At 59.1% G+C, this 15,040-nt stretch carries 13 protein-coding genes; 1 reads left to right on the top strand and 12 read right to left on the bottom strand.

Features of this window, described 5'->3' with window-relative positions; all coding sequences use genetic code 11:
• Nucleotides 1-234: 234 nt before the first annotated feature.
• The 12 genes from tssC to MXF20_RS11470 all read right to left on the bottom strand — a co-directional run bounded on the left by tssC (nucleotide 235) and on the right by MXF20_RS11470 (nucleotide 13,845).
• Complete coding sequence (tssC, locus tag MXF20_RS11415) at nucleotides 235-1,731, bottom strand: type VI secretion system contractile sheath large subunit (protein ID WP_325969472.1); 1,497 nt, start codon at nucleotides 1,729-1,731, stop codon at nucleotides 235-237.
• A gap of 2 nt (nucleotides 1,732-1,733) precedes the next feature.
• The gene (gene tssB / locus MXF20_RS11420) at nucleotides 1,734-2,261 is read right to left on the bottom strand and encodes a type VI secretion system contractile sheath small subunit (protein ID WP_325969473.1); all 528 of its coding nucleotides are present in this window, start codon (nucleotides 2,259-2,261) and stop codon (nucleotides 1,734-1,736) included.
• Between the two features lie 79 nt (nucleotides 2,262-2,340).
• Nucleotides 2,341-3,351 carry a type VI secretion system protein TssA gene (gene tssA / locus MXF20_RS11425; protein WP_325969679.1) on the bottom strand — a complete coding sequence of 337 codons (1,011 nt, stop codon included), beginning with the start codon at nucleotides 3,349-3,351 and terminating at the stop codon, nucleotides 2,341-2,343.
• A 17-nt stretch (nucleotides 3,352-3,368) separates the two neighbouring features.
• Complete coding sequence (tagF, locus tag MXF20_RS11430; protein ID WP_325969474.1) at nucleotides 3,369-4,082, bottom strand: type VI secretion system-associated protein TagF; 714 nt, start codon at nucleotides 4,080-4,082, stop codon at nucleotides 3,369-3,371.
• A gap of 14 nt (nucleotides 4,083-4,096) precedes the next feature.
• Complete coding sequence (tssM, locus tag MXF20_RS11435; protein ID WP_325969476.1) at nucleotides 4,097-7,726, bottom strand: type VI secretion system membrane subunit TssM; 3,630 nt, start codon at nucleotides 7,724-7,726, stop codon at nucleotides 4,097-4,099.
• 3 nt (nucleotides 7,727-7,729) lie between these two features.
• Nucleotides 7,730-8,971, bottom strand: a complete 1,242-nt coding sequence (locus tag MXF20_RS11440) for a DotU family type VI secretion system protein (RefSeq protein ID WP_325969477.1) — start codon at nucleotides 8,969-8,971, stop codon at nucleotides 7,730-7,732.
• A 19-nt stretch (nucleotides 8,972-8,990) separates the two neighbouring features.
• The gene (gene tssK, locus MXF20_RS11445; RefSeq protein ID WP_325969478.1) at nucleotides 8,991-10,331 is read right to left on the bottom strand and encodes a type VI secretion system baseplate subunit TssK; all 1,341 of its coding nucleotides are present in this window, start codon (nucleotides 10,329-10,331) and stop codon (nucleotides 8,991-8,993) included.
• An 8-nt stretch (nucleotides 10,332-10,339) separates the two neighbouring features.
• Nucleotides 10,340-10,837 carry a type VI secretion system lipoprotein TssJ gene (gene tssJ, locus MXF20_RS11450; protein ID WP_325969479.1) on the bottom strand — a complete coding sequence of 166 codons (498 nt, stop codon included), beginning with the start codon at nucleotides 10,835-10,837 and terminating at the stop codon, nucleotides 10,340-10,342.
• 22 nt (nucleotides 10,838-10,859) lie between these two features.
• A complete protein-coding gene (locus tag MXF20_RS11455) occupies nucleotides 10,860-11,456 on the bottom strand; it encodes an SH3 domain-containing protein (protein ID WP_325969480.1) in 597 nt (198 codons plus the stop codon).
• An 865-nt stretch (nucleotides 11,457-12,321) separates the two neighbouring features.
• A complete protein-coding gene (yjjG, locus tag MXF20_RS11460) occupies nucleotides 12,322-13,002 on the bottom strand; it encodes a pyrimidine 5'-nucleotidase (protein WP_325969481.1) in 681 nt (226 codons plus the stop codon).
• A 20-nt stretch (nucleotides 13,003-13,022) separates the two neighbouring features.
• Complete coding sequence (gene rimI / locus MXF20_RS11465) at nucleotides 13,023-13,463, bottom strand: ribosomal protein S18-alanine N-acetyltransferase (protein WP_325969482.1); 441 nt, start codon at nucleotides 13,461-13,463, stop codon at nucleotides 13,023-13,025.
• Nucleotides 13,435-13,845 carry a DNA polymerase III subunit psi gene (locus MXF20_RS11470; RefSeq protein ID WP_325969483.1) on the bottom strand — a complete coding sequence of 137 codons (411 nt, stop codon included), beginning with the start codon at nucleotides 13,843-13,845 and terminating at the stop codon, nucleotides 13,435-13,437. Before MXF20_RS11470 ends, rimI begins: the two co-directional genes overlap by 29 nt.
• Nucleotides 13,846-13,951: 106 nt before the next feature.
• Between MXF20_RS11470 and rsmC the strand changes: the two genes are divergently transcribed.
• The gene (gene rsmC, locus MXF20_RS11475) at nucleotides 13,952-14,983 is read left to right on the top strand and encodes a 16S rRNA (guanine(1207)-N(2))-methyltransferase RsmC (RefSeq protein ID WP_325969484.1); all 1,032 of its coding nucleotides are present in this window, start codon (nucleotides 13,952-13,954) and stop codon (nucleotides 14,981-14,983) included.
• Nucleotides 14,984-15,040 lie beyond the last annotated feature (57 nt).

The following is a 15,040-nucleotide window of genomic DNA, read 5'->3' on the forward strand; positions in this document are numbered from 1 at the left end:
AACAGTCCATATTTTACCTCTGCCTCGTTTTCTGAATATCGCTACATGGTTTATTCAGAGAGTGTTTTTATTGCCCCACTGGATGGAGCAATAAAAAATAGTGAATCCTTTAGTTCCTCGATATCAATATCGAAACGTGGAGTCGGCTTGCAAATACGCGTTTTGCGTCTGCACGTTAACTGCAAAGCTTTGTGAGCATTCAGACCGCCATACATGACGGCCTGATGCCGTTAATCAATTCTCATTCGATTTGAGTGAAGGCAGTTTCGATACCAGACGCAGTGACACCGTCAGGCCTTCCAGCTGGTAATGCGGACGCAGGAAGAATTTCGCGGCGTAGTAGCCCGGGTTATCTTCCTGCTCTTCCACGCTCACCTCGGCGGCAGCCAGTGGCTTACGCGATTTGGTTTCCTGTGACGAGTTCGCCGGGTCGCCGTCGACATAGCTCATCACCCAATCGTTCAGCCAGCGCTCCATTTCATCACGCTCGCGGAATGAACCGATCTTGTCGCGCACGATGCACTTGAGGTAGTGCGCGAAGCGGCAGCAGGCAAACAGATACGGCAGGCGTGCAGCCAGACGTGCGTTAGCGGTCGCATCGGCATCATGGTATTCCGCAGGCTTTTGCAGCGACTGCGCACCAATAAAGGCAGCAAAGTCGGAGTTTTTGCGGTGTACCAGTGGCATGAAGCCGTTTTTCGCCAGCTCGGCTTCACGACGATCGCTGATGGCAATCTCCGTCGGGCACTTCATGTCTACGCCGCCGTCATCGCTCGGGAAGGTGTGACACGGCAGGTTTTCAACCGCACCGCCAGACTCGACGCCGCGGATCGCGGTGCACCAGCCGTACTCTTTGAATGAGCGGTTGATATTGGCTGCCATGGCGTAGGCGGCGTTGCTCCAGGTGTAGCCGTTGTGATTTGAGCCGTCGGTCTGCTCTTCAAAATCAAAGCTATCCACCGGATTGGTGCGAATGCCATACGGCAGGCGCGCCAGGAAGCGTGGCATGACCAGGCCGAGATAACGGGCATCTTCCGATTCACGCAGGCTGCGCCAGGCAGCGTATTCGGTGTTCTGGAAGATTTTGGTCAGGTCGCGCGGGTTCGCCAGCTCCTGCCACGACTCCATCTGCATGATGGTCGGTGCCGTGCCGGTAATGAACGGGCAATGTGCTGCCGCGCTGATGCGCGCCATTTCGCCCAGCAGCTCCACGTCCTGCGGGCTGTGATCGAAATAGTAATCGCCCACCAGGCAGCCAAACGGCTCACCACCGAACTGGCCGTACTCCTGCTCATAAATCTTTTTAAACAGCGGGCTCTGATCCCAGCCAGCGCCTTTAAAACGCTTAAGGTTGCGCCCCAGTTCCTGCTTGGAGATGCTCATGAAACGGATTTTCAGCATCTCGTCGGTTTCGGTGTTGTTCACCAGGTAGCTCAGACCGCGCCACGCGCTCTCCAGCTGCTGAAACTCTTCATGATGAATAATCTGGTTGATCTGCTGCGACAGCTTGTCGTCAATCTCAGCGATCAGCGCCTGAATGGTGCGATAGGTATCATTCGAGAGAGTGACGGTGTTTTCCAGCGCCTGCTGCGCCAGCGTCTTCACGGCACTTTCGACGGCTGCACGCGCCTGATCGCTGGTCGGACGAAATTCTTTGTTCAGCAGCGCGCTGAGTTCATTCTCGCTGTAGTGCGAGGCGCCCTGTTGCTGCTGATGCGAAGACTGGGTCATGATTACTCCTCCTTACCTTCAGCGGTTTCATCCTGCTTCGGCAGATGGGTCAGCGCTTTCAGCAGCGTTGGGTCCTGCAGAATTTTACCGATCAGCTCTTCCGCACCGTTTTTGCCGTCCATGTAGGTCAGCAGATTTGACAGCTGGGTACGCGCTTCCAGCAGTTTGCTCAGCGGTTCGACTTTGCGGGCAATCGCATCCGGCGCGAAATCGTCCATGCTCTCAAAGGTCAGCTCGACGTTAAGTTTGCCTTCGCCGTTGAGCGTGTTATCCACCTGAAACGCCGCGCGCGGCTTCAGCGCTTTCATGCGCTCATCGAAGTTATCGATATCAATTTCAAGGAATTTACGTTCATCTATGCTCGCCTGCGGCTCCAGCGGTTTACCGACCAGATCCGCCATGACGCCCATCACAAACGGCAGCTGAATTTTGCGTTCCGCGCCATAAATTTCCACGTCATATTCAATCTGAACGCGAGGCGCGCGATTGCGGGCAATGAACTTCTGCCCACTGGATTTCGTTGGTGCCATGGTTTTCTCCATTAAGGGTGCGCGGGTAAAGTTGCGCAGGAGGCGCGCAGGTCTCACTGCGTTGAGTTGTTACGCTCGCTTAGTCGCGGCGTCCAAAGATGTTTTCCAGCTGATTGACACCGTCTGGTGCCAGATCGCGGATGATGTCCATAAAATCGAGCTCAATCAGCCGCTGTACACGGTCGATCATCAGCGGTGCCGGATGGCTGGGTTCGTGCTGCGTAAAATAGTGCTTCACCTTCTCCAGCATCAGCTGCGCATCAGCGCGCGAACTGAGCTGCACGCTGCGCCAGTCAGCGGTGCGGACCGCTGCAGCGGGCGCGGCGACGCTCGGTTCCGGCGGCTGCTCATTTACTACGGCCGGCTGCAGCGCGCTGAGGTCGGTAGCCTGACAGCGCTCAGCGATCAGGGCGATTTGCCTGCGCAGCTGCGACAGCTCCGGCACCGCCGCTTCGCCCAGCTGTTCGGTCAGGGTTTCGGTAATAGTTTGCAAACGCTCACTTATTTGCAGAACCGCTTCAACGCTGGGCTGCTCGCCGCGTGCCAGCTCATCGGTCAGGCGCGGCAGGCCACCCGGATAGTCCGCGACTTCAGTCTTGCTGCCGTCGCACAGTGCTGCGGCGTCGCGCAGCGTGATGCCATCCGAGGCGTAGCGCAGTAGCCAGCTCTGGCGTACCGCGCTGCTCAGCGCCGATTTATCGCCCAGCAGCGCCACCGCGTTGATGCGGTAGAACGGATCCTGTTCGCCGTACTCTTCCAGTCGCGGCCACAGCGGCTCCCAGTACAGCAGCAGCGCCTGCTCAATCAGCTTCAGCCCCTGCGCATAACCCGGCAGGCCTTTCAGTTCAGTCCATGCGTGAGTAAGCGCTAACATCACTCGCAGGTCTTTGCTGCGGCTGAGTAAATCAATTGCCAGCTTTTCGACTTTATTCCAGTCAGCGGGCTCCGCCGGAATTATCGTCTCGCCAAACTGCTGTTCGGCTTTACCGGTGCTGGCCTGCTCCATCGCCTGGTAATCCGCGTGGTATTCCAGGTTGTCACCGCAGGGGTTTTCACTGCTGACCGGCGCCAGCAGCGCATCTATATTCATCGTCATGGCGGTTGGCCTCAGGATTCAAACATCGGAGGATAAAGTCCGTTTCGTCCGGGTTTTGCCCCGCCGGCCGGGTCGAACAGCAGTGAGAACAGCTGTGCGGTAAAGTTGCCGCTGTGCACCTGGGTGTAAAGCGGGAAACCGTCGCTCTGATTTGTCCACCAGAAGCTGGTGTAAAACTGCGGGTCGAAGCTGTCGCCCGGCAGTTTCCAGTTGAGCGTCGACGGCTCGCCGTCGCCAATCACCTGTAAAATGTCCGACTGTTCGCCGTCAGTCTGCGGCTGCTGGGGCTGCGGAATGCTCAGCAGCGCCTGGTCGAGCTGCTCTGGCGTACCGCCGTTTTGCACCACACGCAGCAGCATATTGCCGACCTGCTGATACCACTCGCCCGAGCGGGCCAGCAGCGCCGGTGACCACTCGGCAGGGGTAAAATGGCGCAGCGCGCACAGCGGATAGTTGCGGCCGACGCTGTCGCGGGCGGCAATCAGGCAACCCATCTGGATCAGCTGGCTGCCGAGCATCGGCGGCACGACAAAATTCCACACCGGCGCTTTGAGAAAGGCGCGCGACGGCGCGTTTTCACTCTCTTCACTGGTTTGCCAGTGATGCAGTCCGACCTGAAACCAGTTCGACCACTGCCGGTACAGCACATCGGGGAAGCGTCGCTTCACAAAGTCACCCGAGCTGGGCAATTTGCCGTACCAGCCGGGTGCTGCGTAATGAGTCATTATCAGGTCCTGTTTCAGGGGCAGCTAAAGCCGGGAAGCTGGAACGGGTTACGAATACTGCCAGGGGTGAACGACAACGTGACCTGATGGCCATCGACGTTAAAACTGGCTTCGCGGGTCAGGCCACCGACCGCGGTTAAGCGAGCGCGATCGAAGAAGCGGTTCAGCGCCCACGGACCGCTGGTCACCAGCGTCGAAGTGGTGCCGTTGGTCAGACCAAGCTGCATCCGCACCTGGCTGGTGCCACCCGGTCCGGGCCAGCTCACCATCTGCACCGCCTGCGGGCCGTGGCTGTAACGCAGAATCTGGCCGTCGACGTCGAGCGTCAGGTTAAGGATGTCGTTATCCATCTTCACCGTGCGCAGCGTGACGCGGAACGACGGCGTGGTCGCCCCGTTAGCAAAGAAGGCATCGCGAATCGACTGCGCCTGCTGGAACGGACGCAGCAGCGCTTCACCGCCCGGCAGCGTTTTGCCGTCGATGCCCGGCGTGAAGCGCCACGCGGCGTTGGTGGTATCCACTTTGCTGGCCAGATTGTCGCGGAAGAAGCTGTCCATCAGCCCGCTGCCCGGCGCGAACATGCGCGCCAGATCGTCTGGCGTCACTTCGCTGCGCGCATTGCGCACCAGCGGATAACGGCCGGCAATCGCCTGGCGGCAGAAGCTGCCCACTTCCATGGTGATGCGCTTGCGCACGTTATCCATATCGCGGCGCTGTGCATCGCTGCTGGCACCCACGGCCATGCTGGAAACCATATTTTGCAGCGAACCCGGTAAGCGACCGGCGCTGGCCTGCAGACGACTGATGGCATCGCCGGACGGCGGCGGCATGCCGCTGTTGGCCGCGTCCTGCACCGCCGTCAGATAGCGGTAGAGATCGTCGATCTGATGCAGAAAATCATCCACCGCCAGCACCTTACTGCCCTGCTGCAGCGGCTGTGCCAGTTCAAGAATGGGAGCGAAGTGCACCGCCACCGCCTGTTCCGGTGCCTGCTGCGTTGCGCCCTGGCCCGACGCCGCGCTGGCTTTGGAGGAACTGAACAGCGCTTCTAAAGTGCGCGTGGCGCTGTTGCCCGCTGCCGGCTGCGCCTGCACGTTCTGCTCATCCGGCTGCGCGCGGTTTAGCGTCAGCAGCTTACTCAGATTGACCACCAGCTGGCGCAGCGGCGAGTGGTTGCCCGACAGCAGGCGCGCAGTGTTGATTCGCTGCGACAAATCCGCGCTGCTGTTGAGCTGGATATCGCTGAGGAACTGCTCCCACTGGCGGATGTAATCCTGCACGTAAAGCTGGCGCACCGCGAGGTCGGTCTGCTGACTGTTCTCCGGCGATGCGACGCCGCCCAGCACCCAGACATCATCCTGAAACAACGCCTGCGTGACCGGCGCGATTTGTTTATCAACGTGCTGCCAGTAGCCGTCTGGCGTGAACAGGCCCGCTACGCCGTCATTGACCGATTTGCCGCTTTTGCGTGAAAACACCAGCTCGCTCTGCGGCCCGCCCAGCGCCGCCAGAGTGACCGGTTGCAGGCTGCCGTCACGCTGCAGCAGGCGCTTCAGGCGTCCGTAGACGCGCTGCGACAGCGGCATTTGGTTAATCAGCGCCTGCTCGCGCTTTACCAGCGCGTCATCCTTCGCATACGGCGAGGATTGGATCTGTGTCTCGAGCAACTGCTGCAGATGCCACGCCAGCTGTTTCACTTCCTGCTGCGTTACGTTTTGCGGCAGTTCGCGGGTGATATTCAGCATCAGCCAGGCATGCAGAAACTTGCCGTCGTAATGTTTTGGCTGATACAGCATCTGGTAAGCTTTCAGCGCTTCGTAGCTGTAATCCGCATCGCTGCCGTTGTCGTTACGCAACCAGCGGGTGATGTTTTGCGCCACCTGCGGCAACAGCAGCTGTTTCAGCGCTTTGTCATACAGGGTGCGCGTGGCGTCGCTGACTTCGGTACCGCGATACAGCCCCATACGGCGCGTCAGCGGGGGATCGTCCAGCGAGAAGTCGGCGCTTTTTGGCAGCTGCAGCAGCGTGTTGAGATACGGCACCAGCGCAAACAGATCGCCATTGCCCTGGCGTTCCAGCTGTTGTCCCAGCTGTTCCACCTGCGGCGTTTTGCCCGCCATCTCCTGTAAATAGGCTTTGTTTTTGCTGTAGCTGGTGAGCCACAGCGCGCCGGCAATCAGTACCAGCACCAGCAGCGCCAGATAGCCGGACCACAATCCGGCGCGATTGCGCAGCTCCCACCAGCGGTTACTGCCCGCCAGACCCGACTCCTGGAAGATGACATTTTCCAGCACGCCTTTCAGGAAGAAGCTCTGCCCTTTGTTCGGCGGGATCGGCGCCTCTTTGTCGACCTGATCCCAGCTGCCGGACTCGCCGCTGCGCTGTCCCGGCAGATGCAGGGCACGGCTCAGCTCGCCCATCACGCGGTCAAACGGCAGGCCTTCCTGCGTCCCGCTGGCGAAGTAGATGCCGCGCGGCGCGAACTGGGTTTCGAAATCAGAGCGGGCAAACAGCGTATCCAGCGCCTCCGCCAGCAGCGGCCGCAGCGCGGCGAACTCCTGCGGGAACAGGTAGCTTTCCGCCCGCGCCTGCGCATCGCTTTCCGCTAACAGCGTATCGGCCAGGCCGGCATCCAGACGCTGCTGCAGCAGTGAATACTCCTGCTGAAACTGACTGTTGAGCTCAAACTCAGCGGTCGACGCCTGCGCCCACGGGAAGGTAAAGCCCCAGATTTGCTCGCGCTGGGTTTTATCCAGCGAAGCGAAGTAACTGCGGAAGCCTTTGAGCAGGTCGGTTTTGGTGACCAGCACATAAACCGGGAAGCGGATGCCGAGGCGATCGTGCAGCTCCATCAGCCGCTGACGCAGCGCGAGCGCCTGGTTGCGCTGCGCTTCTGGTGATTGGGTCAGCAAATCGGAGACGCTGAGCGTGACAATCACACCGTTGACGGGCTGGCGGCCGCGGTATTTGCGCAGCAGATCGAGAAAGTGATGCCACTCGCTGGCGTCGCGCTCCTGCTGGCTCTCCTGGGTGGTATAACGGCCGGCAGTATCCAGCAGCACCGCTTCGTTGGTGAACCACCAGTCGCAATTGCGCGTGCCGCCGATGCCGCGCAGCGCCGCTTTGCCGAATTTGTCCGCCAGCGGGAACTGCAGCCCGGAGTTGACCAGCGCGGTGGTTTTACCGGCACCCGGTGCGCCAATGATCATGTACCACGGCAGCTGGTAGAGGTATTGATGGCTGAAGCGCTGCGCCCAGAAAGGCGCGCCCTTGCTGCTGGTGCGCTGGAAGTGCGCTTTTTTCAGCATGTCGGTGGCTTCGGAGAAACGGCTCGCCAGTACCTGCTCTTCATTAGTCAGGCGTTTGCGATCCTGCTCCGGCGCATCGCTTTTGCTGGTTTCGAGGCTCGACATCAGCTTGCGGTTGAGCCAGAAGTTATACAGGCGCGGAATCGCCTGGCTCAGTCCCCACACCAGATAGAGCAGCGCGATACTGATGATGCGGTTCTGCTCTGGCTCCAGCGGCCGCGAGTCGACAATGGAAAACACCGGGCCAATCACCCAGATGATAAAGGAGAGCGCGGTAATGCCGACAAAACCCCAGGCGAGGCGGCTGGTCAGCACCGCAAAAAGCATATTCAGCATGGATTAGTTCCCTCTCGCCAGGCCGTTGAGTTCCGCTTGCGTCGCGTCCGGCGCGACCAGCAGAGTAATTTCTACGCGACGGTTGCGGGCGCGATTCTCCGCGCTGGTGTTCGGCACCAGCGGATGGCTTTCGCCCCGCCCTTCGGCCTTAACGCGCGACGGCTGCGCCAGCTGCTGCTGCAGCAGGGTTTGCACCGACTGCGCGCGCGCCAGGGAGAGTTCATAGTTGGAGGCGAAGCGGGCGCTGCGAATTGGCACGTTATCGCTGTAGCCAATCACCAGAATCTTGCCGCTGACGTTGTTCATCGCAGCCGCAATGCGCTGAATCACCGCATCGTAGCGGCCACGCACTTCGGTGGATGCCGAGGCGAACAGGCCGTCGCCCTTCAGCGTGACCACGCTCTGGTCGGCTTCATCACGTACCGCCACCAGGCCGGCATCAATTTCCGGCTTAAGGAACGCCTTCAGGTTCAGCGTGGCGGGCGGCGGTGGCGCCGGGTTGCTGATTTTGACTTCCGGCAGCGCGGTCTGATAGATGCTGGCCAGCACCGGCGAGGTGTAGTCGCCCAGACGCCAGTTGAGGACGATGTAGAACAGGCAGGCGGCAAAGCCAGCCACCGCCGCGCAGGCCCACAGCGGAATCATCGGCCGCCACAGTTTGCGCAGCACCGGCTGATCGGTGGGATGCGGTGACAGCGCCGCCGCATAGCTGCCGCGCACGCTTTTGATCATCTGCAGCAGACGCTGTTTGATGGTTTCCAGCTGCGACCGCCCATTATCCAGCACGCGATAGCGCCCTTCGAAGCCAAGCAGCAGGCAGAAATAGATCAGCTCCAGCAGCAGGATGTGCTGACGCGGGTTTTGTGACAGTTTGGCCAGCAGCTGAAAGAACTTTTCACCGCCCCAGGTTTCGTTATGAAACGTCACCAGCAGGCCGTTACTGGTCCACACACCGCGGCTGCCCCACGGCGTCAGCGCCGCCGCTTCGTCCAGCGCGGTGCACAGACAGTAGCGGGCGCCGACGATCACTTCATAACTCAGCCCCGACTGCTGGCAGCTGAGCTCAAAGCGGCGGATCTGATCGATCAGCTGCTGGCGCAGCCGCGCCGGATCGTCATGGGAGACGGAGTGGCGAATCTGCGGAATCGCGTTAATCAGCGGATTCGCTGCGGCGACCAGCACATTCTGATGGCTGACATCCTGCTGTGTGACGTCACTGTTCAGTTTCTGTTGTTCCTGCATCATGCGGCGTGCTCAGTTTTGATTATTCTGACTGACTACGAATGGCCCAGAACTCCATGTTCAGACCCGGAAACTCACCGGCCAGGTGCAGCGCAAAGGCTCCTGAGCGCTCCATCTCCTGCCACAGCTCGCTGTTCTTATCGAGCTCGAAATAGCTGTAGCCGGCATGCCACGGAATTTGCGGCGGCGCGCCGGGCATGGCTTTTAGCGCCAGTCCCGGCAGCTGCAGCTGCACCAGATCGCGGATTTTGGTGACGGGCGCGACTTTCATCTGTGCCGGGAAGTGGGTTTTCAGCGCCTCGGCCGGCACGCTGGCTTTGACCGCCAGCACAAAGCCGAACTCGCGCACCATGCTGCTTTCCGGCACGGTAGCCACGTTGAGGCCGTGCGAGCGCTGCGTCAGCGGCAGCTGAATGGCGCTCTCTTCCATCACCTGTGACAGTCCCTGGCGCAGCAGCAGCGTTAAGCGGGTAAAGCAGCCGTGCAGATCGTCATGATCGTACAGCGGCAGCGCATCCGGCGTGCGCGCAGGCATCCAGCTGCACAGTTCGGCAGCCAGCTGCAGCCAGTGGCCGTAGAGCGTTTCGGGATGCAGCAGCGGCAGGTGCTGTAAGTGTGTGTGCAGGCCAAGCTGACGGTTGAGCAAGGTCAGCAGCATAAAATCGACCATGTCGGCGCTGTTAAAGCGGCCGGTACCTGGCGTGCGCTGACTCAGCTGCTGGCTGCGCTGCTGGATCAGCCCGTGCAGATCATTGAGCATGCTCTGCAGCGGACGGCTGGCGTTGAGCGTCAGCATCGGCGGTATGTAATCGGTGTCGAGGCGCACGTGGTTATCGCTGCGTTTTTCAATCACCTGCGCCACGCCCATCGCCGTCCATTCTGCGGTGAGATCCTGTTCCAGCATCAAACGCAGGCGCAGTTTGCCGAACTGAACGGTGGCAGCGCCGACCGCCTGAGCGTTGTCATCTTCGACCTCGGCTTCCCACGCCAGATAGCGCGCCAGCGAATCCTGCGTCTCCTGGAAGGTGACCGCTTCGCGCCCGTTACGCCGTGCCGGGATCGCCAGCACCACTTTGCTGCGATCGACGTTAGCCGGCAGATCCAGCGGGGCCGGTCCGTGTTGCGGCTGGCTGAACGAGAAGAAGGTGCCGTCAGGCAGACATCCGCTGGCAGCGCTCAGCGCCAGCTTGCCCTGCCGCAGCAGCGCTTCATCAAATTCGAGGTCAAAAAATCCCCAGGTGTAGGCGCGCTGTGACTGGCCCCACTCGCGCAGGGTGCTGTGAAGAAAATTTTCCGACTGCTGGAAATGGTGAGGACGCAGAAACATCCCCTCGGTCCAGACAACCTTTTCGGCTCGGTTCATAGGCATCCTTACTGCTTAACCACGCGCAGGCCGTTGATATCCGCCACGACGCGGGCGTTCAACTCACCATCGTTATTTTTCCAGAACTGCCAGAATGCGCTGTCGTCGCCATCCGGGAACGGCAGCGCAAGGCGCCAGACTTTACCGTCCAGCGCCTGATACTCCGCCATGATGCCGATGAAGCGCGCTTCCGGCAGACTTTTGGCGCTGAGGGTTTTACTCAGCTGGCCTGACATCAGGAAAAACTGCTGATTGTTGAGCAGCGTGCTGCCTAGCGCAGTGGCGGGCTGGTTCTGCAGGGAGTAGAAGTCTGCGGACATGAATTCCGCATCGGAGGTCAGCAACATCACCCGGACTTTGAGCGGCGCACCGGCATTGATTTGTGGATGCGCCTGAAAGTCCAGGTTATAGCGAGCCACCGGCGTCGGACTGTTGCTGCTGCAGGCGGCCAGCAGGCATGCCAGCAGCAGTAACCCGGCGCGGCGGAGAGAAATCATCGTCATCATTCAGCCCTCCCTGCTTAGCGCGTTAGTTGATGATCCAGGTGCCGCTGTTGCTGTTCTGGCACGCTTTGCTGTCGCCATCCACCGCGACGCAGGTCTTTTTCTTGCTGCTGGCGCGGGCGCGGCGCTTAGGCTGGTCCGCTTTGATGGTCTGCTCATACAGCGCGCTCTTTACCACCGCGCGGAACGGGACATAACCAATCAGCTGCACCGCAGGCTGCGCTGCTGGCTGCTGCGCTTTTTTGTCATCCGTTGCTGCGGCCTCTGGCTGCGCCTCATCCGCCGCCTGTGCCTGCTCACCGAGCGCCAGCCAGTTGTTTTCAACCTGGCCAATCACGGTGTAGGTTTCACCGCTTTTCAGCGTATCCACCACTTTGCCGCCGAAGCTGGGGCGGGTCATGATCGAGGCCGGATAGAGCGCGCGATACGCCTCGTTCACCGGGCTGAACTGCGCCGGCGGCTGTACCGCATAACGGTGCGACAGCGTGACGCCGTCAACGGTGCTGCTGACAATAGTGTCGTCAGTCATTTTTGGCGGTGCTTTACATCCTGCGACCGCGAAAACAAACATCAGGCCTAACGCCATACGGAGATTCACCATTTTCTTCATGTTTAGTTCCATTAACGCCTAAAAAGTGGCCAGAGGCCGGTTAAGAGCAAAATGAATCGTGCGCCCGGCTGGCGCCGGTGACGATTCAGTACCAGTTGAAAAGTTAACCTTCTAATGAGTGCGGCTAACGCATCGCCTGCGCGAGGCGAAAATTGATCAGCCTGAATTAAGTATTAAAAATGCAACATTGGTGACAGGGATGGTGTCGGAAGAATTCTGATCGTTTCACAAACGATCAGCAACATGATCATTTTTTGCTAAGCGAAAGGGCTGTTCAGTGCCAGACCCCGGTTTCTCTTATGCCATCCCTGGTATAAAAACTATCACGTTCGATGAATCTGATTAATCGGTCACGATTATGAGGATAACAGCAACCACTTACAGCATCTGCTGCAGAAATTGCCATTTTGTTTGATATATCAACAACATATAAAAGACTGGAAACATCATAGCTACCGCACGAGTCAGGTAAAACCTGCCCGTAAGCGTGCAATCACAATCCATTTGTTAATGTCTGACGGAAGTTTACAGAAGACTGACAAAATTTCAACGCGCTGCTAGCAGAGGATTTCAGTTCAGTAAAGGTTAACAAATATTTTTAATGCAAATCTGCGTCACTTTTGCGCGAATACATAAGACTATTCTTAGCAATCCATTAAAACTGTGAAAGATTGTAAACGAAAGATGAAATTTTGCCCGCGCGATCATTAAAAATTGTCATAAAAAAAATGGCGCTGATCGGCGCTGATTACTGTCGGGCGCGGAACAAAAGGAACGGACGACAAAATGCAGGTGATAAAGGGAAACTGGCAGTTAAAAAAACCAGCCAGAGAGAAAAGGCTGGTTTAAAACGCTAAAAGTGCGGGAATGGTAATAGTTAAGCCGTCAGAATGGATTGCAGCTCAGGCAGTGATTTTACCTGCCAGGTCGGCGTGATATGCGCCGGCAGCGGGCGCGTGCCGTGATCGATCCAGCAGGTTTTGATACCGGCATTCATACCGCCGAGGATATCCGATTCCGGCGTATCACCGACCATTAATACCCGGCGGCGATCGGGATTCCCTAACCGCTCCAGCGTATGGTCAAAAATCGCCGCATCCGGCTTGGGCACGCCTACCTGTTCGGAGATCACCAGCGCGTCAAAGTAGTCACGGAAACCGGTGCGTTCAAGGCGTGCCTGCTGCAGCGCCGTGAAGCCGTTGGTGATGATGGCGATTTTGACTTTGCCCTTGAGCGTATCCAGCAGGCTGGCTGCGCCATCAAGCGGCAGGCAAATCTCGGCCATCGCATTGAGAAAGTCGCTGTTCAGCACTTCCGGTGCCACGCTGAGTTTTTCACCCCACAGCGTGAAGCGGCGCGTCTGGAGCTGCAACGCTGAAATGGTGCCGTTCTGGTAATCAACCCACAGCGGTTTATTCACCGCCTGATAGTCAGCGTAATCCTGATCGCTAAAGTGCACGTCGTAGCTGGCAAACATGCGCTGCAGGCCGGCAAACGCGTCAAAATGAAAAAGTGTGTCATCCGCATCGAACAGGATGCAGTCCCAGTCGTTTAACATAGTGCCCCTTTTGAATGACGTCAGAGCGTGAGCGCCATAATGATGGCATCCTCGCGCCCGCTGGCGGTGGGATAGTAGTTTGGCCGCACGCTGACCTGATGAAAATCGAGCTGCTGATACAGCGAAATCGCGGGCTGATTGGAAGCGCGTACCTCAAGCCACAGCGTCATCACTGCGCGCTGCTCCAGTTCGGCAATCAGCTGCCGCAGCAGCTGGCGCGCATAGCCGCGGCGCTGAAACGCGGGATCGACCGCGATATTGAACAGCGATGCTTCATCCAGCACCACCTGGGTGATGGCGAAGCCGGCCAGCTGGCCGTCCGCGTGCAGGCAAAGATTGACGTAACGTTCGCCCTGATTACTGGCAAAGGTCTGTTCGCTCCACGGAAACGCGTGCGCGCGGCGCTCGATTTCCAGCAGCTGCGGCTGTAAATCAGGGGTGATGAAAGAGATGGCTGTCATGGTTACACATCTGTTGCCACAGCGCGCGCTTAGCGGCGCCGCTGCTGATTAATTCATTGAAAACGGCGCTGGTTAACGTAATGCCGTTAAAAGGATGATCGCTGGCCACGCCCAGCAGCCAGCCGGCACAGTCGACCTGCTCCGGCAGCATCGGCAGCTGTTCCGGCGTCAGCGTCATCACCTGCGCGGGCTGAATGCTCAGCGTCCGCAGTACGTCGCGCACCAGCGGCTCCTGCAGGTCCGGCGCCTGCTCAGCGACCAGCACCAGACGCGTGTCCGGCGTCAGCGTGACGGCAATTTCACCTTGCAGCACGCGCGGACGTCGCAGCTGATACTGCGTAATCCCCAGTTGCTGTAGAAGCCAGTCGCGCCTTGTGCTCATGCTGTTACCTGTAATCCTGCCAGAATGCGACGCTATGCTAGCAAACCCATCGAACATGCGCCAACAAAGCACTATAATCGCCGCTCTGATTTAACAGGAGCGTTCCATGTCTGCTTTTACCCCGGCCAGCGAAGTGATTCTGCGCCACAGTGATGAATTTACCGCCCGCCACGTACTGTTCGCCGGCGACCTGCAGGATGATCTGCCCGCCCAGCTGGAAACCGCGTCGAGCCGCGTGCACACTCAGCAGTACCATCACTGGCAGAACCTCAGCCGTCGCCTCGGTGAGCGGGCCGTGTACGGTCTGGTGGCCAGCGCGGCCGACGTGGCCGGTTGCGACACGCTGGTCTATTTCTGGCCGAAGAACAAACCGGAAGCGCAGTTCCAGCTGCAAAACCTGCTGTCACTGCTGCCGGTGGGCTGCGATATTTTTGTCGTCGGTGAAAACCGCAGCGGCGTACGCAGCGCCGAAGGCATGCTGGAGAGCTGGGCCACGCTGGAGAAGATCGACAGCGCGCGCCGCTGCGGGCTGTATCACGGTCAGCTGACGCAGCAGGCCAGCTTTGACGCCAGCGCGTTCGGCAATCGCTATCAGCTGGACGATCTCACCATTCATACCCTGCCGGGCGTGTTCAGCCGCGACGGGCTGGACATCGGCAGCGACTTGCTGCTTTCCACCCTGACGCCGCACACCAAAGGTAAAGTGCTGGATATCGGCTGTGGCAGCGGCGTATTAGCCGCCGCGCTGGCGCAGCATTCGCCAAAAGTCCGGCTGTGGCTGTGCGACGTGCACGCTGCCGCCATCGAGGCGAGTAAAGCCACGCTGGCCGCTAACGGCCTGGAAGGCGACGTGTTTGCCAGTAACGTGTTCTCGGACGTCAGCGGCCGTTTTGATCTCATCATCTCCAACCCGCCGTTCCACGACGGTTTGCAAACCAGCCTCGATGCCGCCCACACGCTGATCCGCGGCGCGGTGAAGCACCTTAATAGCGGCGGCGAGCTGCGCATTGTGGCCAACGCCTTCCTGCCTTATCCGCAGGTGCTGGACGAAACCTTCGGTAACCATGAAGTGCTGGCGCAGACCGGGCGCTTCAAAGTGTATCGTGCGGTGTATGGACGCGGTGCGAAAGCGCGATAAGCGCAGTTAAACCCGCGATGCGACGGGGAAAACGTTGCTTTTTGCAGCAGTCGTTTC

The sequence above is a fragment of the Pantoea dispersa genome (genome assembly GCF_035783935.1).
GTDB lineage: Bacteria > Pseudomonadota > Gammaproteobacteria > Enterobacterales > Enterobacteriaceae > Pantoea > Pantoea dispersa_C.

Coding starts and splice junctions, on each gene's coding strand:
- rimI (WP_325969482.1), bottom strand. CDS start 13,463: ATGACAGCCATCTCTTTCATCACCCCTGATTTACAGCCGCAGCTGCTG.
- tssK (WP_325969478.1), bottom strand. CDS start 10,331: ATGAACCGAGCCGAAAAGGTTGTCTGGACCGAGGGGATGTTTCTGCGT.
- MXF20_RS11440 (WP_325969477.1), bottom strand. CDS start 8,971: ATGATGCAGGAACAACAGAAACTGAACAGTGACGTCACACAGCAGGAT.
- tssA (WP_325969679.1), bottom strand. CDS start 3,351: ATGAATATAGATGCGCTGCTGGCGCCGGTCAGCAGTGAAAACCCCTGC.
- tssJ (WP_325969479.1), bottom strand. CDS start 10,837: ATGATGACGATGATTTCTCTCCGCCGCGCCGGGTTACTGCTGCTGGCA.
- tssC (WP_325969472.1), bottom strand. CDS start 1,731: ATGACCCAGTCTTCGCATCAGCAGCAACAGGGCGCCTCGCACTACAGC.
- tssM (WP_325969476.1), bottom strand. CDS start 7,726: ATGCTGAATATGCTTTTTGCGGTGCTGACCAGCCGCCTCGCCTGGGGT.
- MXF20_RS11455 (WP_325969480.1), bottom strand. CDS start 11,456: ATGGAACTAAACATGAAGAAAATGGTGAATCTCCGTATGGCGTTAGGC.
- tssB (WP_325969473.1), bottom strand. CDS start 2,261: ATGGCACCAACGAAATCCAGTGGGCAGAAGTTCATTGCCCGCAATCGC.
- yjjG (WP_325969481.1), bottom strand. CDS start 13,002: ATGTTAAACGACTGGGACTGCATCCTGTTCGATGCGGATGACACACTT.
- rsmC (WP_325969484.1), top strand. CDS start 13,952: ATGTCTGCTTTTACCCCGGCCAGCGAAGTGATTCTGCGCCACAGTGAT.
- MXF20_RS11470 (WP_325969483.1), bottom strand. CDS start 13,845: ATGAGCACAAGGCGCGACTGGCTTCTACAGCAACTGGGGATTACGCAG.
- tagF (WP_325969474.1), bottom strand. CDS start 4,082: ATGACTCATTACGCAGCACCCGGCTGGTACGGCAAATTGCCCAGCTCG.